The organism is Streptomyces sp. CA-135486, assembly GCF_050936555.1.
In the GTDB taxonomy this organism is placed as follows: domain Bacteria; phylum Actinomycetota; class Actinomycetes; order Streptomycetales; family Streptomycetaceae; genus Streptomyces.
Genome location: NZ_JBNJMM010000001.1, coordinates 3,187,078 through 3,209,176 on the forward strand (window position 1 = coordinate 3,187,078; position 22,099 = coordinate 3,209,176).

Consider the following 22,099-nt stretch of genomic DNA (forward strand, 5'->3'; position numbering starts at 1 on the left):
GGAGGAGACTGGGACCATGAACAGAAACGGCAACGGGCCGCTCGACGGTGCTGTCGTGGCGGTCGCCGGAGCGGCGGGCCCGGCCGGCCGCGCGAGCCTGCTGCGGCTGGCGGAGGCCGGTGCGACAGTGGTCGCCTCCGACGCGGACGCAGAGCGTCTTGCCGAGGCGGTCGACGCCGCGCGGTACGCACACGGCGGGGCCACCGTCACCGGCGACACCGTCGACCTGCTCGATCTCGACGCCACCAGGGAGTGGGCGGTCAAGACCGAGAAGGAGTTCGGCAGGATCGACGGGCTCGTCCATCTCGTCGGCGGCTGGCGCGGCAGCGCCTCCTTCGCCGAGACCAACCTCGCCGACTGGGTGCTGCTCGAGAAGCTGCTGATCCGTACGGTCCAGCACACCTCGCTCGCCTTCCACGACGGGCTGCTGCGCAGCGACCGGGGACGCTTCGTGCTGGTCAGCGCCGCGGGCGCGAGCAAGCCCACGGCCGGCAACGCCGCGTACGCCGCATCCAAGGCCGCTGCGGAGGCCTGGACGCTCGCACTGGCCGACGCTTTCCGCAAGGCGGGGGGCGAAGAGGGTCCCAAGGCCGCGGCTGCCATCCTGGTCGTCAAGGCACTGGTGCACGACGCCATGCGCGCCGAGCGCCCGAATGCGAAGTTCGCGGGCTTCACAGACGTCACGGAACTGGCCGAGGCCGTTGCCGGAGTCTGGGACCGGTCCGCTCAGGAAGCGAATGGACAGCGTCTGTGGCTGACCCCCAAACCGTGAAGACCGACGCCCGGCGCCACCATGACCCCCAGGTACGCGGCTTCGCGAGCGACAACTACGCGGGCGCCCATCCCGAGATCCTCGCGGCGCTCGCCCTCGCCAACGGCGGTCACCAGGTCGCCTACGGCGGGGATGAGTACACGGACTACCTCCAGCGGGTCATGCACAGCCACTTCGGGGCCACGGCGGAGACCTTCCCGGTCTTCAACGGCACCGGCGCGAATGTCACCGCGCTGCAGGCGCTCACGGACCGCTGGGGTGCGGTGATCTGTGCCGAGTCGGCGCACATCAACGTCGACGAGGGCGGCGCGCCGGAGCGTATGGGCGGGCTGAAGCTGCTGACCGTGCCGACGCCGGACGGCAAGCTCACGCCCGAGCTCATCGACCGGCAGGCGTGGGGCTGGGAGGACGAGCACCGCGCGATGCCGCAGGTCGTGTCGATCGCTCAGAACACCGAGCTCGGCACGGTCTACACGCCGGCCGAGATCCGGGCGATCGTCGAGCACGCCCATGAGCGCGGCATGAAGGTCCATCTGGACGGGGCCCGGATATCCAACGCCGCGGCGTCGCTGGATGCCCCCATGCGGGCGTTCACCAACGCCGTCGGCGTCGATGTGATCACCTTCGGCGGCACCAAGAACGGCATGCTGTTCGGCGAGGCCGTCGTCGTCCTCAACCCGGACGCGGTGAGCCATATGAAGCATCTGCGCAAGCTGTCGATGCAGCTCGCCTCCAAGATGCGTTTCGTGTCGGTGCAGTTGGAGGCGCTGCTGGCGCGCGACCTGTGGCTGCGCAACGCGCGGCACGCCAACACCATGGCCCAGCGTCTCGCCGCCGGTGTGCGCGCGGTCGACGGCGTGGAGATCCTCTATCCCGTCCAGGCCAATGCCGTCTTCGCCCGCCTGCCCCACGAGGTGAGTGTGCGGCTGCAGAAGCGCTTCCGCTTCTACTTCTGGGACGAGGCCGCCGGTGATGTCCGCTGGATGTGCTCCTTCGACACCACCGAGGACGACGTCGACGCCTTCGTGCAGGCGCTGAAGGAAGAGATGGCTCACTAGCTGGGCACTGTGTATGCATAAGTATGTGGCTACCTGGAAATTGATTGACTTCGGTCGGCCGCTTCCCTAGGGTCGACAGGCATGGAACTGATTCAGCAGGCGCCTGAACTGTCCGCGTACCTCGCGGCCGACGAGGTCATCGACCATGAGCATCCGCTCGTGCGCGGGACGGCCGCTCGCCTTCGTGCCGCAGCTGACGATGCATACGCATACGCCAAGTCGGCCTTCGAGTTTGTGCGCGACACCATCCCGCACTCGCACGACGCGGGCGACATGCGGGTCACCTGGCGCGCCTCCGACGTGCTGGAGCAGCGGACCGGCATCTGCTACGCCAAGTCCCATGCGCTGACCGCGCTGTTGCGTGCGGAGGGCATACCCGCCGCCCTGTGCTATCAGCGGCTGGACGATGTGGTCCACGGGCTCATCGCTCTCAAGCTGCCGGGAGGGGAGCGCTGGTCGCGGCAGGACGCCCGCGGCGGCAAGCCCGGAGCCGCCGCACGGTTCTCGCTCGACGAGGAGCGGCTGGCCTTTCCCGTATGGCCGGAGTCCAATGATGTGGACTATCCGGTAGCCTATGCTGCACCGCATCCGTTGGTGCTGCATGCGCTGCAGAGTGCGTCGGACCGGGAGTCGCTCTGGCTCCACCTCCCCACCGAACTGTGAGGCATCCCCGGCCATGACACTCACGATCACCGTCGCCGACCAGGTGAGGGCCATCGCACCCGGCTTCGTCCACCTCGCGGTCGAGGCGCGCGGCCTGGTCAACGGGCCCAGCAGCGACCACAGTTCGGCCCTGCTGGACAGTGCCGCCCGCCGGCTCGCCGAGCGACTTGCGGGCCGCGCCCCGCACGAGGACCCGCACATGGCCGCCTGGCGGGAGGCGTACGCCGCCTTCGGGGCCAAGCCCTCCCGTACGCGCAACTCCGCCGAGGCGCTGGCCAAGCGCGCCCTCGCGGACGGCGGACTGCCGCGCATCAATTGGCTGGTCGACCTGTACAACGCGATCAGCGTGGCCCATCTGATCCCGGTCGGCGGCGAGGACACCGACCACATCAGGGGTGGGATGAGGCTCGTGCGCGCCACCGGCGACGAGCCGTTCGGCACCGTCGCGGGCGGCGAGGAGTGTGGAGCACCCGGAGCCGGGCGAAGTCGTCTGGTGCGACGACGAGGGCGTCACCTGCCGCCGCTGGAACTGGCGTCAGGGTGTACGGACCCGGCTCGCCGAGAAGTCCGTCAACGCGCTCTTCCTGCTGGAGGCGCTGGCCCCGACCACGACCGGCGAGCTCGAGGCCGCGGCCGCCGAACTCGCCGAGTGGCTGGAGAAGTTGAGCCCGGGGACGCAGATCACCCTCCACCCGCCCCGGTAACCGGCGTGACGTTTAGGTCCTTTCCGGCCTGATCGACCGGACAGGACCTAGCCGGCCTCGCGGACCTCGGCCGGAGTCGGCGCCGTACCCCCGAGGTGCGCGGGCACCCACCAGGTGTCGCTCGCGTCCTTGGGGCGTACGGGATAGGCGCGCTGCGCGGCTTCGAGCAGCTCCTGCACCCGCTCGCGCAGCCGCCGCGTGATCGCGCCCGCGTACTGGTCGGTGGGTGCCTCCACCGGCGCGCCGACGCGGATCGTGACCGGGATGTGGCTGCGCCTGAAGTTGCGCGGACGGCCCTTGGTCCAGATCCGCTGGGTGCCCCACAGGGCCATCGGGATCAGCGGCACGCCGGCCTCCTGGGCGAGGCGTGCGGCACCCGACTTGAAGGACTTGAGCGTGAACGACTGCGAGATCGTCGCCTCCGGGAAGACGCCGATGATCTCGCCGGAGCGCAGCGAGTCCAGCGCGTGCGCGTACGCCTGCTCGCCCTGCTTGCGGTCCACCGGGATGTGCTTCATGCCCCGCATCAGCGGGCCGGAGATCTTGTGCCGGAAGACCGACTCCTTCGCCATGAAGCGCACCAGGCGCCTTTGGGGGAGCGCCGCGAGCCCGGTGAAGATGAAGTCCAGATAGCTGATGTGGTTGCTGACGAGCACAGCGCCGCCCGAGCGCGGGATGTTCTCCGAACCCTGAGTGTCGATCTTCAGGTCCAGCGCCTTGAACATGGTTCGAGCGGCGCCGATGACCGGCCGATAGACGAGCTCTGCCATCTGGAGAAGACCCTTCTGTTATGCGCCCGGGAAGGGTTTCTCCCGGCGGAAGTTACGCAGCCGTAGGTTTTCGGCATTGGGCAGATCGTGCCCCATGTAGGGCGTGCTGGCCAGTCCTGGTGCCTGCGACGGGCGAGATTCTTGTCACGTCTCTCTTTTCACATCATGGCCAGCTTTTCACATCATGGCCGGACAACGGCTCAGGGCCGGACTGCGGTCACCCGGCGCAGCAGCACATACATCTCGCATCCCAGGCAGTACCCGAAAGCGGAGTTGAGGAACGCGGCGGCCAGCGCGCATCCGGTGGCGGCGAGCCCGAGCCACTCGGGCCCCCAGAAGTAGCCGACCAGGCCGATCACGGCGAAGGCCAGCCCCACACCCTGCGCGAACCGCGGTGGCGTGGGCGACTCGAGCTCCGTCGGAGCCCCGAGCCGCGGCCCCACCGCCGTACGGAAGAGCCATCCGTACGGAGAGCGCTGCACGCCGAACACCGCCCCCGCGGCGAAGGCGAGCGCCTGCCAGGCGAGCAGGAGGCCGCTGCCCGCGACGAGAACCGCGGCGAGTACGACTGTGGTGACGGCGGCCCCGAAACGCGGCCCCCTGACGTCGATGTCCATGCCGGACAGCATCCCCCAGCCGGTCCGCAGGGCGGGTGCGGGAATCTTTGCGGTCTTGTGAACGCTGGAGCTGTGGATGACTGGACTCGTGGTGTGTGCGGTGGTGCTCGCGGCGGCGAGCGCCTTCGGGCTGTGGCAGCGGCGAAGCGGCGGGAGGCTGAAGGTGCGCGGTCGGGACGCGGAGGTACGGCTCGGCGCGGCCGAGTTGGGCGCGGAGCTGGGACAGCGGGCGACGCTCGTGCAGTTCTCCAGCGCCTTCTGCCAGCCGTGCCGGGCCACCCGGCGTACTCTCGCCGATGTCGCGCGCATGGTGGACGGAGTCAGCCATGTCGAGCTCGACGCGGAGGAGCGCCTTGCCCTGGTGCGGGAGCTCGGCATTCTCAAAACGCCCACCGTTCTGGTGCTCGACGCGGGCGGCAGGATCGTCAACCGGGCCTCCGGGCAGCCCCGCAAGGCGGATGTGATCGCCGCACTGGGACAGGCGGTGTGACGTCCCGTGACACGTGTCGCACATTGTGGAACACACTTGACTGCACGCGCCATGCATCGTCACGCTGACGCTGTGCTTCCAGAACTCCTTCTCCATGGGCGGGCCCACGTCGACCTCGTGCGGACCGCGAGTGCGCGCTGTCCGGCTGTCTGAGACAGCCCGGCCGCCCCGCTCGCACCCCTGCAGAAGGACGACTCCATGACGGCTTCGCCCGATCTCGGCACCACTCGGTCGGCCTCTCCCGACCTGCTCCGCTCCGTGTTCCGGCAGCACGCGGCGGGCGTCGCGGTGATCACCGCCCAGGGTGAGAAGCCCGTCGGATTCACCGCCACCTCGCTCAACTCGGTTGCCGCCGAGCCCCCGTTGATCTCCTTCGGGGTGGGTGCTTCCTCCTCCAGCTGGCCGGTCATAGCCCGGGCCGGGCACATCGGCGTACACATACTCGGCGAGCATCAGCAGGAGCTGGCCGCCACCTTCGCGCGCAGCGGCGCCGACCGCTTCGCACCGCCGACTGCCTGGCGCGGCGGTCCCGAGGGCGTGCCGCTGCTCGACGGCGTACTGGCCTGGCTGGTGTGCCGGGTCATCGACCGGGTGCCGGCCGGGGACCATCGCATCGTCATCGCCCAGGCCGTCGTCGGCGACCCCGCGGGCGCCGGCCGTCCGCTGCTCTACCACCAGGGACGCTTCAACGCGCTGCGGGACTGAGAGTTCCCGGAAGGCCGCGGTTACGCAGCGTTGGCAAGGTCACAGTCCAAAGCGCTTGCTTAGCGGGATCACAACGGGTGTACTGGACGTACTGGCGAGTAATATTTCGTTCGGAGCGCGGCTTGCCCCGACCGGGATCCGCCCCTTCAGACGCCTATGCTGCGTGCACAAGGCAGCCCAGTAGAGACGATGCAGTAGGAGAGCCGGCGTGAGCTTGAGGATCGTTGTCTGTGTGAAGTACGTGCCCGACGCCACCGGCGACCGGCACTTCGCCGATGACCTGACCGTCGACCGCGACGACGTCGACGGCCTGCTGTCGGAGCTGGATGAGTACGCGGTCGAGCAGGCGCTGCAGATCGCAGACGAGGCGGACGACGCGGAGATCACCGTGCTCACCGTCGGCCCCGAGGACGCCAAGGACGCCCTGCGCAAGGCGCTGTCCATGGGCGCCGACAAGGCCGTTCACGTCGAGGACGACGACCTCCACGGCACCGACGTCATGGGCACCTCGCTGGTGCTCGCCAAGGCGATCGAGAAGACCGGCTACGACCTGGTCATCTGCGGCATGGCGTCGACCGACGGCACCATGGGCGTGCTGCCGGCGATCCTCGCGGAGCGCCTGGGCGTCCCGCAGGTCACGCTGCTCTCCGAGGTCTCGCTCGAGGGTGGCGCTGACGGAACGGTCAAGGGCCGCCGCGACGGCGACACCGCCAGCGAGCAGCTGGAGGCGTCCCTGCCGGCCGTCGTGTCCGTGACGGACCAGTCGGGCGAGGCCCGTTACCCGTCCTTCAAGGGCATCATGGCTGCCAAGAAGAAGCCGGTCGAGTCGCTGGACCTGGAGGACCTCGAGATCGACGCCGACGAGGTCGGCCTCGAGGGCGCCTGGACCGCGGTGGACTCGGCGGCCCAGCGTCCGGCCCGTACCGCCGGCACGATCGTCAAGGACGAGGGCGAGGGCGGCAAGCAGCTCGCAGAGTTCCTCGCGAGCCAGAAGTTCATCTGAGCTTCGGCCATATCCCCAACCGCCCCCAGATACTTCGCATTCGCAGGAGAGCAATCCCATGGCTGAAGTTCTCGTCTACGTCGACCACGTGGACGGCGCCGTCCGCAAGCCCACCCTGGAGCTGCTGACCCTGGCCCGCCGCATCGGTGAGCCGGTCGCCGTCGCCCTCGGCTCCGGTGCCGAGGCCACCGCCCCCGCGCTCGCCGAGCACGGCGCGGTCAAGGTCCTGACCGCCGACGCCCCGGAGTTCGCCGACTACCTCGTCGTACCGAAGGTGGACGCGCTGCAGGCCGCGTACGAGGCCGTCTCGCCGGCCGCCGTGCTCGTCCCGTCCTCCGCCGAGGGCAAGGAGATCGCGGCCCGCCTGGCGGTCCGTATCGGCTCCGGCATCATCACCGACGCCGTCGACCTCGAGGCCGGCGACGAGGGCCCGGTGGCCACGCAGTCCGCGTTCGCCGCCTCCTTCACCACCAAGTCCCGTGTCTCCAAGGGCACTCCGGTCATCACGGTCAAGCCGAACTCGGCCGCCGTCGAGGCCGCTCCGGCCGCCGGCGCCGTCGAGGCGCTGGCCGTCACCTTCTCCGAGAAGGCCACCGGCACCAAGGTCGTCTCGCGCACCCCGCGCGAGTCCACCGGCCGCCCCGAGCTGACCGAGGCCGCGATCGTGGTCTCCGGCGGCCGTGGCGTCAACGGCGCCGAGAACTTCCACATCATCGAGGCGCTGGCCGACTCGCTGGGCGCCGCTGTCGGTGCCTCGCGTGCCGCGGTGGACGCCGGCTGGTACCCGCACTCCAACCAGGTCGGCCAGACCGGCAAGTCGGTCTCCCCGCAGCTGTACGTCGCGTCCGGCATCTCCGGCGCGATCCAGCACCGGGCCGGCATGCAGACCTCGAAGACCATCGTGGCCATCAACAAGGACGCCGAGGCCCCGATCTTCGACCTGGTCGACTACGGCGTTGTGGGCGACCTGTTCCAGGTCGTCCCGCAGCTGACCGAAGAGGTGCAGTCCCGCAAGGGCTGACCTGCGGAAGTCTTGTCGGCCCGGGGCCGCGCGGTGATCTCCACCGCGCGGCCCCGGTCCGTTTCGAGGGACCATTGACGCAGGTCGCGGCCGCCCATTAACTTCGCCATACGGATTGTTGATTCCGTGCAGCGGAAAGATTCAGAGTGTGGAGGGTGCAGGATGGGTCAGCAGGAGAAGGTGGCAACGAGCCTCGCCGGAGCGGTCAGCGAGGGCATCACCGCCTCCCTCGCGCCGGTGGACGCGGAGCTCGCCCGCCGTTACCCGGGCGACCCCGGCACCCGCCAGCCCGTCCACACCGTCTATGTACCGGGTGACGTCTTCGCCGCCGACACGATCCGCTCCTGGGGCGACCGGGCGCTGGCCTCACTCGACGAGCACTCCCCCGACGCCGCGTCCCTCGCCGCCGTACTCGGCCTCACCGACGAGCTCGCGGCCCCGGTGTACGAGCGCGTACGGGCCAAGCTGGAGCGCGAGCCCATCGAGGATCTGCGCGTCGACTTCGAGGACGGCTACGGCGGCCGCACCGACGCCGACGAGGACGCGCACGCGGCCCGCGCCGCCCGGCTGATCACCGAGGCGTACGCCAAGGGCGCGGCAGCTCCGTACATGGGCATCCGCATGAAGTGCATGGAGGCCGCCGTACGCGACCGCGGCATCCGCACGCTCGACATCTTCCTCACCGGCCTGATGGAGGGCGGTGGACTGCCCGACGGACTGGTCCTGACGCTGCCGAAGGTGACGTACGCCGAGCAGGTCACCGCGATGGTCCGGCTCGTCGAGGAGTTCGAGAAGGCGTGTGGTCTGGCGCCCGGCCGGATCGGCTTCGAGATCCAGATCGAGACCAGCCAGTCCATCCTCGCCGCCGACGGCACCGCCACGGTGGCCCGGATGATCGACGCCGCCGAGGGCCGGGCCACCGGACTGCACTACGGCACCTTCGACTACAGCGCCTGCCTCGGCGTCTCCGCCGCCTACCAGGCCAGCGACCACCCGGCCGCCGACCACGCCAAGGCGATCATGCAGGTCGCGGCCGCGGGCACCGGCGTACGCGTGTCCGACGGCTCCACCAACGTCCTCCCGGTCGGTACGACGGAGAAGGTCCACGACGCCTGGCGGCTGCACTACGGCCTCACCCGGCGCGCCCTGGCCCGCGCCTACTACCAGGGCTGGGACATGCACCCGGGCCATCTGCCGACCCGCTACGCCGCCGTGTTCGCCTTCTACCGCGAGGGCTTCGAGCAGGCCGCCGCGCGCCTCGCCGCGTACGCCAACCACGCGGGCGGGGACGTCATGGACGAGCCCGCCACCGCCAAGGCACTCAGCGGCTATCTGCTGCGGGGCATCGACTGCGGCGCCCTCGACACCGCGGAGGTGGCCCGTCTCACCGGGCTGAGCCGCGCCGAGCTGGACGGGTTCGCCGCGCCGCGCCGTGGGGACCTCACCGCCACGGCCGAGTAACAGCCGGCGGCCTTGTCGCCGCTGCCCCCTAGTCTGTACGCCACCAGAGTCGGAACAAGGATCGGGGCAGCGGTGGCATCGGGGGAGAACGAGCGGCTCGCCGGCCGTTACCGGGTGATCGAGCAGCTGGGCCGCGGGGGCATGGGCGTCGTCTGGCGCGCCTTCGACGAGGTGCTCGGGCGCGAGGTCGCCGTCAAGGAGCTGCGCACCTACACCGATTCGTCCGGTCCGGAGCTCGCCGACCTCAGGGTGCGGATGCAGCGCGAGGCCCGCGCCGCCGCGCGCGTACGCCACCCCGCCGTCATCGCCGTCCATGACGTCACCGAGCACGAGGGCCGTCCGGTCATCGTGATGGAGCTCATCGACGGCCCCTCGCTGGACGATGTGCTGCGCGAGCGGGGCGCCATCGACGCGCGTGAGGCCGCCGCGATCGGGGCCGGCGTGATGGAGGCCCTGGGCGCCGCCCACCGCGCCGGCGTCCTGCACCGTGACGTCAAGCCCGGCAATGTGCTGCTGGACCGTGGGGGCCGGGTCGTCCTCACCGACTTCGGCATCGCGGCGATGGACGACCCCGACGACGGCTCCACCACGCATCTGACCCGCAGTGGCGAACTGGTCGGCTCGCTGGACTATTTGGCGCCCGAGCGCGCCCAGGGCCGGCAGCCCGGACCCGCATCCGACATCTGGGCGCTGGGCGCCACGCTGTACGCCGCGGTCGAGGGCGCGGCCCCCTTCCGGCGCACCTCCACCTGGTCGACGCTGAACGCGATCGTCGTGGAGCCGCTGCCCGAGCCCGGGCGGGCCGGCGCCCTCGGTCCCGTACTGCGGCAGCTGATGCACAAGGACCCGGCGCAGCGCCCCGACGCGGACACCGCGGCGCGGCTGCTCGCGGCCGTGGCGGAAGGCCAGGACAGCGGGATCTCGACCGTGTCGCTGGGAGCCGTGCCGCCCGCGCCGGACCCGGCGTCCCGGGTGCCGACCGAGCTCAATGTGACGCCCCACCGGCCCGAGGGTTTCGGCCCGGCTGTGCCGCAGGCCCCGGTGCAGCCCGCCGCTGCACCCGCTTCCGCACCCGCACCGGCGCCCGCATCCGTTCCGGGGCCCACGTCGGGCGGTCGCGCGCGGATGCTGGTTGCGGCTGGAGTCGTCGCCGTCCTGCTGGCCGGAGGAGGCGTGACGTACGCCCTCGTCGACCGGGGCGGATCGGACGACACGGAACTCGCGAGCGGCGGCGCCAGAACTCCTGCGTCGAGTTCGAGTGCGCCCGCCGATCCGGGCGCGATCCCCTCCAGCGGGAAGAGCGCCAGTACCAAGCCTGCGGAGAACGGCGCCGACGCGTCGCAGTCCGCCAAGCCGCCCGCGTCCGGCAAGGGCTCCGTCGGGTCGGACTCGGGCGGTTCTACGGGCGGCGGCGCGGCCGGCGCGGGATCCTCGGGCACGACCGGCGGCGGGCCGACCGGCGGTACCGGCACCTCGGGCGGCTCCAGCACCTCCACCGGCGGCGGCTCGACGACTGGCGGAGGCTCCGACCCGGCCCCGGCGCCCGTCTGCCACGCGATCGGCGGCGGCAAGTACAACTGCGAGGTCTGGCGCACCGCGAAGTCGTACACCGCCTCCGGAACCGAGAAGGGCGTGCTGAACGCCGGCACCAACTACTTCTACTGCCAGCAGAACCTCGGCCGCCGCGAGACCTACGACAAGTGGACCAACGTCTGGTGGGCCAGGACCGACGACGACAGCGGCAACACCAACGTCTTCGTGAGCGACGTCTACATCAAGGGCGGTGACAACGACCAGCCGGTGCCGGGTCTACCCCTCTGCTGACGGCGGGATCTCGCCCGAGCCGCGCGGGATCAGCACCGTCTCCAGCGCCACCTGCGCGGGCTCGTCGTCGGCGCCGTCAAGCCGGCGGAACAGCCGGTCCGCGGCGGTGCGCCCGAGGGTCGCGGCGTCCTGGGCTATGACCGTGATGCCCAGCAGATCGGCGAGTTCGATGTCGTCGAACCCGACCAGGGCGACCGGGCGCTCATGCTCCGCCAGGACCCGTACGGCCGTCACCGTCACTCGGTTGTTGCCCGCGAACACCGCGGTGACCGGCTCGGACCCCGTCACCATCTCGGTGACGGCGGCCCGCACCCGCTCCGGCACGGTGGAGCCCAGCGACACCCACGACTCGTCCACGTCGAGCCCGGCGTCCTCCATCGCCGCGCGATAGCCGCGCAGTCGCTCGACGGCGGTGTGGATCCGCGGCTGGTCACCGATGAAGCCGATACGTCGGTGGCCGTGCGCGATCAGATGGGCCACGCCCGCCCGCGCGCCGCCGAAGCTGTCGGACAGCACGACATCGGCGTCGATCTGCCCGGGCGGGCGGTCCACGAACACCGTCGCGATGCCCGCCTTGATCTCCGGCTCCAGATAGCGGTGGTCGTGCCCCGCGGGGATCACGATCAGCCCGTCGACCCGGCGGGCGCACAGCGCGAGGACCAGCTCCTGCTCGCGGTCGGGGTCCTCGGCGCTGGAACCGTTGATCAGCAGCGCGCCGTGGGCGCGCGCGACCTCCTCGACGGCGCGGCTCAGCGGACCGTAGAAAGGGTCGGCGAGATCTTCGAGGACCAGGCCGATGGAGGCTGTGCGGCCCTTGCGCAGCACGCGCGCACTGTCGTTGCGCCGGAAGCCCAGGGACTCGATGGCCTCCTGCACGCGGCGCTCGGTGTCGGGGGTGACACCGGGCTCGCCGTTGACCACCCGGGAGACCGTTTTGAGGCCGACTCCGGCCCGCGCCGCTACGTCTTTCATGGTGGGCCGATTGCCGTAGCGGGGCTCGGGACCTCGGGGGCGCCCGCGCGATGCCAGGTGATGGTCGGTCTCGGCCACGGTGCGCTGTCCTGTCGTCGTCGGAGTGTGCAAGGGTGTGGCGTCGAGCATAGGCCCTGGACAACGTTGTCAGGGGAATGGAGACTGTTACCGAAGCCGCAGGTCCGACAGCTCCCATGGGGGATCCCACACCAATGCATACCGACCTCGTCGCCGCGCTCGACATCGGCGGCACCAAGATCGCCGGCGCGTTGGTGGACCGCAGCGGCAGAATTCTTGTGCGGGCGCAGTGCCCGACACCTGCCCAGGAGGACGGCGAGACGGTGATGCGCGCCGTGGAGTCGGTTCTCGACGAGCTCGCCGTCTCCCCGCTCTGGGGGCGCGCCTCTGCCATCGGCATCGGCAGCGCCGGTCCGGTCGACGCCTCCGCCGGTACGGTCAGCCCGGTCAACGTCCCGGGCTGGCGCGGCTTTCCGCTGGTGTCGAGGGTGCGCCGGGCGGTGGGCGGGCTGCCCGTCGAGCTGGTCGGCGACGGTGTCGCGATGACGGCGGCCGAGCACTGGCAGGGCGCTGCCCGAGGCTATGACAACGCCCTGTGCATGGTTGTCTCCACGGGTGTCGGCGGCGGACTGGTCCTCGGCGGCAAGCTCCACCCGGGGCCGACCGGCAACGCCGGGCACATCGGCCACATCAGCGTCGACCTGGACGGGGACCTCTGCCCCTGCGGGGCCCGCGGATGTGTCGAGCGCATCGCCAGCGGCCCGAACATCGCCCGCCGGGCGCTGGAGGGCGGCTGGCGGCCCGGCCCGGACGGCGACACCTCGGCGGCCGCGGTGGCCGCCGCCGCCGAGGCCGGGGACCCGGTCGCGGTCGCCTCCTTCGAGCGGGCGGCACAGGCGCTCGCCGCGGGGATCGCCGCCACCGCGACCCTGGTGGAGATCGAGATCGCCGTGATCGGCGGGGGAGTCGCGGGCGCGGGCGAGGTGCTGTTCGCACCGCTGCGCCGCTCCCTGAAGGACTACGCCACGCTCTCCTTCGTGCAGCGGCTGACCGTCGCACCGGCCCTGACGGGCACGGACGCGGGTCTGGTGGGTGCGGCGGCCGCCGCCTCGCTCGGCAGGCAGGGCGAGGCGGCGGCGGTGGTCAGCGGCCGATCCTGAGGCTGACCCGGAGTCAGCAGCTGATCCTGAGGTCGGCCAGCGCGTCGCTGTACTCATGGCCGAGGCCGCCGGGGAAGCCCGCGCTGTAGCGGGTCTTGGTGCCCGCGCCCGTGTAGATGCCGAACTTCAGGCCCTTGGCGTGGACATAGTCGGCAACGGCCTTGATGCCATGGGGGAGCGCACCGGGTCCGGGACCAGCTTTGCCGGGGCGTCCGCGGCGACCGCCGGGGCAACCGTTCCGGTCGTACCGAGCAGCACGGCGGCCAGCGCTCCGACGACTCTGGAGCGGGTGGTGCGGGTGGGAAGGTGACGGATCGTACCGTTCCTCCGTACTCGCGCAGCTTTGGGGTGCGGTCAGGTATGTGTCAGCCGCGAGCGTTTACGGTAGGGCGTGTTGGAGTCTGTTGGAAGAGAAGCGGTAACGGTTGTTCGATGTCTCGCCAAAACCCTTGACGACGCCACTTTTGGGGAGTGAGATCCAATCCTCGCGTTGAGTTGTGTTGGGTTGCACCCCGGAGGAGGGGACATGGCGCAGTCATCGTTCAACGGTTCTGTCGCGCCCGGGAGCGTGGCGGGACATCGGATGTCCCGGCGGAATCTGCTGCGCGGTGCAGCGGCGGGTGCGGGTGCGATCGCGCTGCCCTCGCTGCTCGCCGCATGTGGCAGCGGACCCGGCGGGGACGGCAAGACCATCCACTTGGGGTCCAACTCGTCCGACCCGGTGCCGAAGAAGGCCTTCGCCGACGCCTTCTCCGCATACGAGGAACAGTCGAAGGACGGCCGGAAGATCAAGGTCAACACCGTTGACCACAACACCTTCCAGGAGAACATCAACCGCTATCTGCAGGGCAAGCCGGACGATGTCTTCATGTGGTTCGCGGGCTACCGCATGCAGTTTTTCGCCAAGAAGGGGCTGCTGCACGACATCAGCGACAACTGGTCCGGCTACAAGGGCTTCTCGGCGGCGCTGAAGGCCCAGTCGACCGGCGAGGACGGCAAGCAGTACCTCACGCCGTACTACTACTATCCGTGGGCCGTCTTCCACCGGAAGAGCGTCTTCGAGCAGCACGGCTACACGGCGCCCAAGACCCTTGACGAGTACATAGCCCTCGCCAGGCAGATGCAGAAGGACAAGCTCGTACCGATCGCGTTCTGCGACAAGGACGGCTGGCCCGCTATGGGCACGTTCGACTACATCAACATGCGCACCAACGGATATGAGTTCCACAAGAACCTGATGGCGGGCAAGGAGGCGTGGACCGACAAGCGCGTCAAGGACGTCTTCGACACCTGGCGCAGCCTCCTCCCGTACTGCCAGCCCGGAGCCAACGGCCGCACCTGGCAGGAGGCGGCCACCAGCCTGCAGAAGAAGCAGGCGGGCATGGCGGTCTTCGGACTCCCGCACCCCGGCGCCCAGTTCCCCAAGGCCGAGCAGGCCGACATCGACTTCTTCCCGTTCCCGGTGATCAACCCGGAGCACGGCCAGGACGCCGTCGAGGCGCCCATCGACGGCTTCCTGCTCGCCAAGAAATCCAAGAACCTCAAGAACGAGAAGAGCATGGAGAGCGCCAAGGATCTGCTGAAGTGGCTGGCCACCGGCAAGGCGGAGGACATCTACCTGGCCAGTGACCCCAACAACATCGCCGTGAGCGACGAGGCCGACATCTCGAAGTACTCACCGCTGCAGAAGAAGGCCGTCGAACTCGTCTCCGGCGCCAAGCAGATCTCGCAGTTCCTGGACCGTGACACGCGGCCCGACTTCTCGTCGACCGTGATGATTCCGGCCATCCAGACCTTCATCAACAAGCCGAAGGACGTGGACGGGTTGGTCAACAGTATCGAGAGGCAGAAGAAGACCATCTTCGCCGCCGAAGACTGAACCGACCACGGCCGACATCGACTTGGAGCCACCACCCGTGCCGCTGCTGCGAACCCCCGGGGGACAGCCCCCCGACCCGCGGACCCTCACCGCTCGGCCCTCCGGGCCCGGGGGGACCCCCACCGCTCGGGGGCGAACGAGAGTGAGCGCCACGCGGCCTGCCGTACGACGAGGGCCGCGGCGGTTCACCCGCCGCGACCTCGCGGTCCTCGGCGTGCTGCTGGGCATACCGATCCTGCTCGACGTGTTCATCGTGTGGGGGCCGACTTTCGCCTCCGTCGTGCTCTCCTTCACCAGCTGGGACGGCATCGGAGACATCTCCTGGGTCGGCACGAAGAACTACGAGACGCTCTTCACGGGCTATCCGCAGTTCTGGCCGGCCGCCCGCCACAATCTGCTCTGGCTGGCCTTCCTCGGCCTGGTCGCAACCCCGTTCGGACTGTTGCTCGCCGTGCTCATCGACAGAGGCGTACGGTTCAGCCGCTTCTACCAGTCCACTCTGTACATGCCGGTGGTGCTCTCGCTCGCCGTTGTCGGCTTCATCGCCCAGCTGGTCTTCTCCCGCGACCAGGGCGCGCTCAACGCGGTCCTCGGGAACACCGACAACCCCACCGACTGGCTCGGCGACCCCGATCTGAACCTCTGGATGATCCTGCTGGCCGCCGCCTGGCGGCACACCGGCTATGTGATGATCCTCTACCTGGCCGGTCTGAAGGCCGTCGACCCCTCGCTGAAGGAGGCCGCGGCCATCGACGGGGCCGGCGAGCGGCAGACCTTCTTCCGCGTCGTCTTCCCGACCCTGCGGCCCGTCAATGTCATCGTCGGCGTCATCACGGTCATCGAGGCGCTGCGCGCCTTCGACATTGTCTATGCCGTCAACAAGGGCAGAAACGGCCTGGAGCTGCTCTCCGTCCTCGTCACCGACAACATCATCGGCGAGGCCAGCCGGATCGGATTCGGCTCCGCGATAGCCGTGGTGCTGCTGCTCGTCTCCATGGGATTCGTCGTGACGTACCTGGTCCAGGAGATCCGTGGGGAGAAGAACCGATGACGCTCGACACCGCCCCGGCGACCGCCACCACCACGACCCTGACCGCAGCGCCCCGCAAGCGCGGTCCGCGCCCCGGCCGGCTCGGCGTGCACGCCTTCTTGATGACCGTCTCGCTGGCGTTCCTGGCCCCGCTGCTGCTCGCGGTGTACGCCTCGCTCAGGCCGTACGACGAAACATCCGAGCACGGATACTTCTCGCTGCCGAAGAAGCTCTCCTTCGACTACTACCAACAGGCCTTCAGCGACTCGGGGATGACGAAGTACTTCGTCAACACCCTCATCATCGCCGTGCCGGGAGTGCTGCTCGCGCTCTTCTTCGCCTCTTTCGTGGCCTTCGCGGTCGCCCGGCTGAGGATGCGCGGCTCGATCGTGCTGCTGATGCTGTTCACGGCGGGCAATCTGCTGCCCCAGCAGGTGATCGTCACTCCGCTGTACGTCCTGTTCAACCGCATCCCGCTGCCGTACTGGATGTCCGACTCGATGACGATGTTCGACTCGTACTGGGCCGTCATCTCCGTCCAGGTCGGTTTCCAGATCGGCTTCTGCGTCTTCGTACTCGCCAACTTCATGCGCACGCTGCCCCAGGAGATCCTCGAGGCGGCGATCGTGGACGGCGCGAGTGTGTGGACGCAGTACTGGCGGATCACGCTGCCGCTGTGCCGACCGGCCCTCGCTGCCCTCGGCACGCTTCAGTTCACCTGGATGTACAACGACTTCCTCTGGGCGCTCGTCTTCATCTCCGACGGCGACAAACTCCCGATCACCTCGGCGCTGAACAACCTCCGCGGCCAGTTCTTCACCGACTACAACCTGCTTGCCGCGGGTTCGGTGATCGTCGCGCTGCCCACGCTGCTGGTCTTCCTGCTGCTGCAGCGGCACTTCATCGCCGGTCTCACCCTCGGCTCGACCAAGGGCTGACAGCCGTGGCAGGGCCCCCGCCCCGACCGGGACGGGGGCCCAGGGGCTAGACGTCCGCGGTCTGCTGCTGCACCACCACCAGAAACGCATCCGTGTCCAGGTCCATCACGACCTCCGCGGCCAGGCCCTCGTCCTGCCGGGCCCGGGCGAACTCCTCGGCCGGCCAGCTCCCGCGCGGGCCCCCGGCGGGAAACCGCTCCAACACCGTACGGCGCATCCCGCACCCCCTTGTCATTCCCCGGTTCTCGCCAGCTCCAACGACGCTCCGCGCCCGGGTGTCACGGCCGGGCGCAACCGTCGGCTCGCTGGGTAAGACGCGCCAAGGTGCCGCACGGTGGTGGTGAACCGGCAACGGCAAGGACACAGTTGTGTCCGCGACCGTGCCCCCGATCAACCGGGCCGGTTCCCGTCACGGGTTTCCGTGGCAGGGTGTTGCGGGCAATCCACTGTGGGCTACGAAAGAGGGGGAACCGTGATCGTCTGGATCAACGGTGCGTTCGGAGCGGGCAAGACGAGTACCGCGCGCGAACTGATCGATCTGATCCCGAACAGCACGCTGTACGACCCCGAACTGATCGGCGGCCATTTGCGCCGTCTGCTGCCGCAGAAGCGACTCGCCGAGGTCACCGACTACCAGGATCTGCCGATCTGGCGCAGGCTCGTGGTGGACACCGCGGCGGCGCTGCTCGCCGAGCTCGGCGGTGTGCTGGTGGTGCCGATGACCCTGCTGCGCCAGGAGTACCGCGACGAGATCTTCGGTGGGCTCGCCTCCCGCCGGATCCCCGTACGCCATGTGCTGCTCCAACCGGACGAAACGATCCTGCGCGAGCGGATCGCGGCCCGCGAGGACCCCGACATCCCGGACGCCGACCAGCGGGTGCGGCAGTGGGCGTACGAGCACATCGAGCCGTACCGCGGCGCCCTCGCCTGGATCGGTGCCGACGCGCATGTCGTCGACACCAGCAGGATCGATCCTCTTGAGACGGCGCAACGGATAGCCATGGCGATACGGAACGGGGAAGCCGCGGTCTGCGAGATCGTGCAGACGCCCGAGCCGACCGCCGAAACGCTGGCCGCCGGAGTGCTCCTCTTCGACGAGCAGGACCGGGTGCTGCTCGTCGACCCCACCTACAAGCCGGGCTGGGAGTTCCCCGGCGGTGTCGTCGAGCAGGGCGAGCCGCCCGCCCGGGCCGGCATGCGTGAGGTCGCCGAAGAACTCGGCATAGAACTCGCCGAGGTGCCCAGGCTGTTGGTGATCGACTGGGAGGCGCCGCGGCCCCCGGGATTCGGCGGGCTGCGGCTGCTCTTCGACGGCGGCACACTCGACAGCGGCAGGGCCGGACAGGTGCTGCTGCCGGGCTCGGAGCTGCGCGGCTGGCGGTTCGTCGGCGAGCAGGAGGCGGCCGAACTGCTGCCTCCGGCCCGCTACGAGCGGCTGCGCTGGGCGCTGCGGGCCCGCGAGCGTGGGACCGTGCTCAACCTAGAGGCCGGGGTCCCGGTCGGCTGAGGCGAGCAGTACGGCCGCGGCGTCCTCGGTGAGGGGATCGCCGTGGCCGAAGCAGACGGTGGACGGACCGAGCGAGGCAAGGCGGCGCATCGACGCCTGCGCCTGCGCACGGTCCACGTTGAAGACGCCCAGCATCACCTGTCCCACAGCGGCGATGCAGTCGCCGGTGAACAGCACGCCGTGGCGGGGCAGATGGATGCCGATGGAGCCGTCGGTGTGGCCGGGGGAGTGGATCACCACGGCCCCGTCGCCGAAGTCCAGCTCGTCGCCGTCCTCCAGTTCGCGGTCGACGCGGGACGGCGGGGCCGGCGGGACGGTGAGCCCGTGCTCGTAGAGCGGAATCTCCCAGTCGAGGAGCACCGGCTCGGGCACGGGCTGCTCACCGCGGACGACGGGGGCGTCGAGGCGGTGGGCCAGCACCTCGGCGCCGTACCGGTCCGCCAGCTCCTGGGCGGCGCCCACATGGTCGCGGTGGCAGTGGGTGAGTACGATCCGGCGGATGTTTTCGGGGGCGAGACCAGTGCTCCGGATCGCCTTCTCGATGTCCGGGGCGGCCTGGGCGTGGCCCGTGTCGATCAGCGTCAGCTCGTCGCCGTCGTGCCAGAGGTAGGCCTGGCCGATCGGGAAACGGAACATGTGGAGTTGAGGCTGTACCTCGATGAAGTCCATGCGGCGAACGTACGCACTGTCGTACGCCCGCCGCCCGGATCTACGCTTGACGCGATCTTCGCTCAGCGCTCAATCCTTCTTGGACTCGGCGTAGTTGACCAGGAACAGAGCCTCGGCGACCGACAGCCGCTCCAGTTCCTCGGGCGAGACGGACTCGTTCACCGCGTGGATCTGTGCCTCCGGCTCACTCAGGCCGATCAGCAGGATCTCCGCCTCGGGGTAGAGCTCTGCCAGCGTGTTGCACAGCGGGATCGAGCCGCCCATCCCGGATGCCTGCATCTCCTCGCCGGGGTAGGCGATGCGCATCGCCTCGGCCATCGAGGTGTACGCGGGGCTCGTGACGTCCGCCTGGAAGGGCTGGCCCTGGCCCACCTGCTCCAGCGAGACCCGGGCGTTCCACGGCGTGTGCTTCTCGATGTGCGCGAACAGCAGCTTCGTCGCCTCCGCCGCATCCTGTCCCGGCGGCACCCGCAGGCTGATCTGCGCCCGTGCGCTCGCCGGGATGGAGGGAGTCGCACCTGCCACAGGGTGGCAGTCGATACCGATCACGGTGACCGCGGGGCGCGCCCAGATGCGGTCGGCGACCGTGCCGTGGCCGGTCAGGCCGACCCCGGCGAGGACCTTGGCGTCCTTGCGGAACTCGTCCTCGGGGTACTGCAGTCCGCCCCACTCCGCCTGGGCCTCAAGCCCGTCGATCACCGTCGAGCCGTCCTCCGCACGCAGCGAGTCCAGTACGCGGATGAGCGCGGCCAGCGCGTCGGGTGCCGCACCGCCGAACTGGCCCGAGTGGAGATTGCCTTCGAGGGTGTCGATCTGGACGCGGATCATCGTCATGCCGCGCAGCGTCGCCGTCACCGTCGGCAGACCGACCCGGAAGTTACCGGTGTCGCCGATCACGATGGCGTCCGCCGTCAGCAGCTCGGGGTGTGCCTCGGCGTACTGCTCCAGGCCCCCCGTGCCCTGCTCCTCCGAGCCCTCGACGATCACCTTCACTGAGACCGGGATGCCGCCGTTCGCCTTGAGGGCGCGCAGCGCGAGCAGGTGCATGATGAAGCCGCCCTTGCAGTCGGCGGCGCCGCGGCCGTACCAGCGGCCGTTCCGCTCCGTCAGCTCGAACGGCGCGGTCACCCACGCGGACTCGTCCAGCTTCGGCTGCACGTCGTAGTGCGCATAGAGCAGTACGGTCGGCGCGCCCTGAGGGCCGGGCAGCAGCCCGTACACCGACTGCGAGCCGTCGGGGGTGTCGAGGAGCGCGACATCCTGGAATCCCTCGGTGCGCAGGGCGTCGGCCACCCAGTTCGCGGCGGCTTCACACTCGCTCTTCGGCGCCACGGCCTCGTCCGCCACCGACTGGAAGGCCACCAGCTCCGTCAGCTCCGCCTGGGCGCGGGGCATCAGTGAGGCAATGGTCTCGGCGATCGGATTCGCGGTCATGGGCACGCTCCTTGTGGGTGCGACGTTGTGCGATGTGTGTACTACGAAGGTGTGGTGATCCTCCCACGGGCAGGAAGGGACCGCGCCGTAGGATGCCGTCGAGCATGGGTCACGCAACGGATCGGGAGCATAAGCAGATCGTGAGCAGCGAGAACGCAGACGCCGTGGGCGAGCAGGGCGAGCCGGTGTGGGATGTCGTCGTGGTCGGCGCCGGGCCCGCGGGGGCTTCGGCGGCCTATGCGGCTGCGGTCGCGGGCCGTCAGGTGCTGCTGCTCGAGAAGGCAGAACTGCCACGCTACAAAACGTGCGGCGGCGGCATCATCGGCCCCTCGCGCGACAGTCTTCCGCCGGGCTTCGAGCTGCCGCTGCGGGACCGGGTGCATGCGGTCACGTTCTCGCTGAACGGCAAGCTGACTCGTACGCGCCGCTCGAAGCGGATGCTCTTCGGGCTCATCAACCGCCCCGAGTTCGACGCGGGCCTTGTCGAGCAGGCGCAGAAGGCCGGCGCCGTGCTGCGTACCGGCGCGACCGTCTCCCGGGTCGATCAGCACGGACCCGCCGTGCCCGACCGGCGTACGGTCGCCGTGGTGCTGGCGGACGGGGAGACCGTGCTGGCCCGGGCCGTCGTCGGCGCGGACGGCAGTGCCAGCCGGATAGGCGCGCATGTCGGGGTGAAGCTCGACCAGGTGGACCTCGGCCTGGAGGCGGAGATCCCGGTGCCGGAGACGGTGGCCGAGGACTGGGCGGGGCGGGTGCTCATCGACTGGGGGCCGATGCCGGGCAGTTACGGCTGGGTGTTCCCCAAGGGGCAGACGCTGACGGTCGGTGTGATCTCGGCCCGTGGCGAGGGCGGCGCGACCAAGCGCTATCTGGAGGACTTCATCGCGCGGCTGGGGCTTGCCGGGTTCGAGCCGGCCATCTCGTCGGGGCATCTGACCCGTTGCCGCAGCGATGACTCGCCGCTGTCGCGGGGGCGGGTGCTGGTGTGCGGGGACGCGGCCGGTCTCCTTGAGCCGTGGACCCGGGAGGGAATCTCCTTCGCACTGCGGTCGGGGCGGCTCGCGGGGGAGTGGGCGGTCCGGATCTCGGAGGCCCATGACGCTGTGGACGCCCGCCGTCAGGCGCTGAACTATGCCTTCGCGATCAAGGCCGGGCTGGGTGTGGAGATGGGGGTCGGGCGGCGGATGCTCGCCGTCTTCGAGCGCCACCCGGGGCTGTTCCACGCGGCGATCACCGGCATCCGGCCGGCGTGGAAGGCGTTCGCGGACATCACGCGCGGCGCTACGACGCTGGCGGGCATTGTCCGCACGCACGGGGTGGCGCGACGCGCACTGGAGTCACTGGACCGCCGCGGCTAGCCGGCCGTACGGCCGCGGGGCTGGGCCGGGGCGCGCTTGCGGCTTG

The 22,099-nt window shown here is 70.0% G+C and carries 21 protein-coding genes and 2 pseudogenes; 16 read left to right on the forward strand and 7 right to left on the reverse strand.

The window, feature by feature from the left end; translation table 11 throughout:
• Positions 1 to 16: 16 nt before the first annotated feature.
• The 4 genes and pseudogenes from ACQEVG_RS14475 (at position 17) to ACQEVG_RS14490 (ending at position 3,197) form a co-directional block, all read left to right on the forward strand.
• Positions 17 to 772 carry an SDR family NAD(P)-dependent oxidoreductase gene (locus tag ACQEVG_RS14475; RefSeq protein WP_432982509.1) on the forward strand — a complete coding sequence of 252 codons (756 nt, stop codon included), beginning with the start codon at positions 17 to 19 and terminating at the stop codon, positions 770 to 772.
• A complete protein-coding gene (locus ACQEVG_RS14480) occupies positions 751 to 1,830 on the forward strand; it encodes a threonine aldolase family protein (protein ID WP_432982512.1) in 1,080 nt (359 codons plus the stop codon). The genes ACQEVG_RS14475 and ACQEVG_RS14480 overlap by 22 nt, the downstream gene beginning before the upstream one ends.
• Before the next feature lie 81 nt (positions 1,831 to 1,911).
• Positions 1,912 to 2,493, forward strand: a complete 582-nt coding sequence (locus ACQEVG_RS14485) for a transglutaminase-like domain-containing protein (protein ID WP_432982515.1) — start codon at positions 1,912 to 1,914, stop codon at positions 2,491 to 2,493.
• Positions 2,494 to 2,506: 13 nt separating this feature from the next.
• Positions 2,507 to 3,197: pseudogene (locus tag ACQEVG_RS14490) on the forward strand (B3/B4 domain-containing protein).
• A gap of 47 nt (positions 3,198 to 3,244) precedes the next feature.
• Here the strand turns inward: ACQEVG_RS14490 and ACQEVG_RS14495 are convergent.
• On the reverse strand, positions 3,245 to 3,967 hold the full coding sequence (locus ACQEVG_RS14495; protein ID WP_432982518.1) for a lysophospholipid acyltransferase family protein: 723 nt from the start codon (positions 3,965 to 3,967) through the stop codon (positions 3,245 to 3,247).
• Between the two features lie 200 nt (positions 3,968 to 4,167).
• Positions 4,168 to 4,584: a DUF4395 domain-containing protein gene (locus ACQEVG_RS14500; protein ID WP_432982521.1), complete on the reverse strand. Its 417-nt coding sequence runs from the start codon at positions 4,582 to 4,584 to the stop codon at positions 4,168 to 4,170.
• Between the two features lie 76 nt (positions 4,585 to 4,660).
• Here ACQEVG_RS14500 and ACQEVG_RS14505 point away from each other — a divergent pair, with 76 nt between their 5' ends.
• The 6 genes from ACQEVG_RS14505 (at position 4,661) to ACQEVG_RS14530 (ending at position 11,088) form a co-directional block, all read left to right on the forward strand.
• Entirely contained in the window at positions 4,661 to 5,074 is a 414-nt protein-coding gene (locus ACQEVG_RS14505; protein ID WP_432982524.1) for a TlpA family protein disulfide reductase, read from the forward strand.
• A 198-nt stretch (positions 5,075 to 5,272) separates the two neighbouring features.
• Positions 5,273 to 5,779 (forward strand): flavin reductase family protein, encoded by a 507-nt coding sequence (locus tag ACQEVG_RS14510; protein ID WP_432982527.1) that lies wholly within the window; start codon positions 5,273 to 5,275, stop codon positions 5,777 to 5,779.
• 208 nt (positions 5,780 to 5,987) lie between these two features.
• Entirely contained in the window at positions 5,988 to 6,782 is a 795-nt protein-coding gene (locus ACQEVG_RS14515; protein WP_432982530.1) for an electron transfer flavoprotein subunit beta/FixA family protein, read from the forward strand.
• Between the two features lie 58 nt (positions 6,783 to 6,840).
• Positions 6,841 to 7,803: an electron transfer flavoprotein subunit alpha/FixB family protein gene (locus ACQEVG_RS14520; RefSeq protein ID WP_432982533.1), complete on the forward strand. Its 963-nt coding sequence runs from the start codon at positions 6,841 to 6,843 to the stop codon at positions 7,801 to 7,803.
• A 162-nt stretch (positions 7,804 to 7,965) separates the two neighbouring features.
• Positions 7,966 to 9,264: a DUF6986 family protein gene (locus tag ACQEVG_RS14525; RefSeq protein WP_432982536.1), complete on the forward strand. Its 1,299-nt coding sequence runs from the start codon at positions 7,966 to 7,968 to the stop codon at positions 9,262 to 9,264.
• 72 nt (positions 9,265 to 9,336) lie between these two features.
• Entirely contained in the window at positions 9,337 to 11,088 is a 1,752-nt protein-coding gene (locus ACQEVG_RS14530) for a serine/threonine-protein kinase (protein ID WP_432982539.1), read from the forward strand.
• Here the strand turns inward: ACQEVG_RS14530 and ACQEVG_RS14535 are convergent.
• Entirely contained in the window at positions 11,074 to 12,060 is a 987-nt protein-coding gene (locus ACQEVG_RS14535; protein WP_432982542.1) for a LacI family DNA-binding transcriptional regulator, read from the reverse strand. The genes ACQEVG_RS14530 and ACQEVG_RS14535 overlap by 15 nt on opposite strands.
• Positions 12,061 to 12,272: 212 nt before the next feature.
• Between ACQEVG_RS14535 and ACQEVG_RS14540 the strand changes: the two genes are divergently transcribed.
• A complete protein-coding gene (locus ACQEVG_RS14540) occupies positions 12,273 to 13,238 on the forward strand; it encodes an ROK family protein (RefSeq protein ID WP_432982545.1) in 966 nt (321 codons plus the stop codon).
• 40 nt (positions 13,239 to 13,278) lie between these two features.
• Here the strand turns inward: ACQEVG_RS14540 and ACQEVG_RS14545 are convergent.
• Positions 13,279 to 13,505, reverse strand: a pseudogene (locus tag ACQEVG_RS14545) (hypothetical protein); the annotation flags it as partial.
• A gap of 316 nt (positions 13,506 to 13,821) precedes the next feature.
• Between ACQEVG_RS14545 and ACQEVG_RS14550 the strand changes: the two are divergent.
• From ACQEVG_RS14550 to ACQEVG_RS14560, 3 genes are all read left to right on the forward strand, one after another.
• Positions 13,822 to 15,117: an ABC transporter substrate-binding protein gene (locus tag ACQEVG_RS14550; protein WP_432985352.1), complete on the forward strand. Its 1,296-nt coding sequence runs from the start codon at positions 13,822 to 13,824 to the stop codon at positions 15,115 to 15,117.
• A gap of 142 nt (positions 15,118 to 15,259) precedes the next feature.
• On the forward strand, positions 15,260 to 16,168 hold the full coding sequence (locus tag ACQEVG_RS14555) for a carbohydrate ABC transporter permease (RefSeq protein ID WP_432982548.1): 909 nt from the start codon (positions 15,260 to 15,262) through the stop codon (positions 16,166 to 16,168).
• On the forward strand, positions 16,165 to 17,085 hold the full coding sequence (locus tag ACQEVG_RS14560) for a carbohydrate ABC transporter permease (RefSeq protein ID WP_432982551.1): 921 nt from the start codon (positions 16,165 to 16,167) through the stop codon (positions 17,083 to 17,085). The genes ACQEVG_RS14555 and ACQEVG_RS14560 overlap by 4 nt, the downstream gene beginning before the upstream one ends.
• A 46-nt stretch (positions 17,086 to 17,131) precedes the next feature.
• Here the strand turns inward: ACQEVG_RS14560 and ACQEVG_RS14565 are convergent, their stop codons facing one another.
• The gene (locus ACQEVG_RS14565) at positions 17,132 to 17,302 is read right to left on the reverse strand and encodes a hypothetical protein (RefSeq protein ID WP_432982554.1); all 171 of its coding nucleotides are present in this window, start codon (positions 17,300 to 17,302) and stop codon (positions 17,132 to 17,134) included.
• Between the two features lie 255 nt (positions 17,303 to 17,557).
• Between ACQEVG_RS14565 and ACQEVG_RS14570 the strand changes: the two genes are divergently transcribed.
• The gene (locus tag ACQEVG_RS14570; protein ID WP_432982557.1) at positions 17,558 to 18,592 is read left to right on the forward strand and encodes an NUDIX hydrolase; all 1,035 of its coding nucleotides are present in this window, start codon (positions 17,558 to 17,560) and stop codon (positions 18,590 to 18,592) included.
• Here ACQEVG_RS14570 and ACQEVG_RS14575 read toward each other — a convergent pair.
• Positions 18,566 to 19,261: an MBL fold metallo-hydrolase gene (locus ACQEVG_RS14575; protein ID WP_432982560.1), complete on the reverse strand. Its 696-nt coding sequence runs from the start codon at positions 19,259 to 19,261 to the stop codon at positions 18,566 to 18,568. The genes ACQEVG_RS14570 and ACQEVG_RS14575 overlap by 27 nt on opposite strands.
• Positions 19,262 to 19,330: 69 nt before the next feature.
• A complete protein-coding gene (locus tag ACQEVG_RS14580) occupies positions 19,331 to 20,695 on the reverse strand; it encodes a dipeptidase (RefSeq protein WP_432982563.1) in 1,365 nt (454 codons plus the stop codon).
• A 140-nt stretch (positions 20,696 to 20,835) separates the two neighbouring features.
• On the opposite strand from ACQEVG_RS14580, the gene ACQEVG_RS14585 reads away from it, so the two are divergent.
• Complete coding sequence (locus ACQEVG_RS14585) at positions 20,836 to 22,053, forward strand: geranylgeranyl reductase family protein (RefSeq protein ID WP_432982566.1); 1,218 nt, start codon at positions 20,836 to 20,838, stop codon at positions 22,051 to 22,053.
• Positions 22,054 to 22,099 lie beyond the last annotated feature (46 nt).

What these genes read in the sequence shown, in the direction of transcription:
- ACQEVG_RS14505 (WP_432982524.1), top strand. Translation starts at nt 4,661, where the DNA reads ATGACTGGACTCGTGGTGTGTGCGGTGGTGCTCGCGGCGGCGAGCGCC.
- ACQEVG_RS14550 (WP_432985352.1), top strand. Translation starts at nt 13,822, where the DNA reads ATGTCCCGGCGGAATCTGCTGCGCGGTGCAGCGGCGGGTGCGGGTGCG.
- ACQEVG_RS14520 (WP_432982533.1), top strand. Translation starts at nt 6,841, where the DNA reads ATGGCTGAAGTTCTCGTCTACGTCGACCACGTGGACGGCGCCGTCCGC.
- ACQEVG_RS14495 (WP_432982518.1), bottom strand. Translation starts at nt 3,967, where the DNA reads ATGGCAGAGCTCGTCTATCGGCCGGTCATCGGCGCCGCTCGAACCATG.
- ACQEVG_RS14510 (WP_432982527.1), top strand. Translation starts at nt 5,273, where the DNA reads ATGACGGCTTCGCCCGATCTCGGCACCACTCGGTCGGCCTCTCCCGAC.
- ACQEVG_RS14535 (WP_432982542.1), bottom strand. Translation starts at nt 12,060, where the DNA reads ATGAAAGACGTAGCGGCGCGGGCCGGAGTCGGCCTCAAAACGGTCTCC.
- ACQEVG_RS14485 (WP_432982515.1), top strand. Translation starts at nt 1,912, where the DNA reads ATGGAACTGATTCAGCAGGCGCCTGAACTGTCCGCGTACCTCGCGGCC.
- ACQEVG_RS14540 (WP_432982545.1), top strand. Translation starts at nt 12,273, where the DNA reads ATGCATACCGACCTCGTCGCCGCGCTCGACATCGGCGGCACCAAGATC.
- ACQEVG_RS14575 (WP_432982560.1), bottom strand. Translation starts at nt 19,261, where the DNA reads ATGGACTTCATCGAGGTACAGCCTCAACTCCACATGTTCCGTTTCCCG.
- ACQEVG_RS14525 (WP_432982536.1), top strand. Translation starts at nt 7,966, where the DNA reads ATGGGTCAGCAGGAGAAGGTGGCAACGAGCCTCGCCGGAGCGGTCAGC.
- ACQEVG_RS14560 (WP_432982551.1), top strand. Translation starts at nt 16,165, where the DNA reads ATGACGCTCGACACCGCCCCGGCGACCGCCACCACCACGACCCTGACC.
- ACQEVG_RS14565 (WP_432982554.1), bottom strand. Translation starts at nt 17,302, where the DNA reads ATGCGCCGTACGGTGTTGGAGCGGTTTCCCGCCGGGGGCCCGCGCGGG.
- ACQEVG_RS14500 (WP_432982521.1), bottom strand. Translation starts at nt 4,584, where the DNA reads ATGGACATCGACGTCAGGGGGCCGCGTTTCGGGGCCGCCGTCACCACA.
- ACQEVG_RS14580 (WP_432982563.1), bottom strand. Translation starts at nt 20,695, where the DNA reads ATGACCGCGAATCCGATCGCCGAGACCATTGCCTCACTGATGCCCCGC.
- ACQEVG_RS14475 (WP_432982509.1), top strand. Translation starts at nt 17, where the DNA reads ATGAACAGAAACGGCAACGGGCCGCTCGACGGTGCTGTCGTGGCGGTC.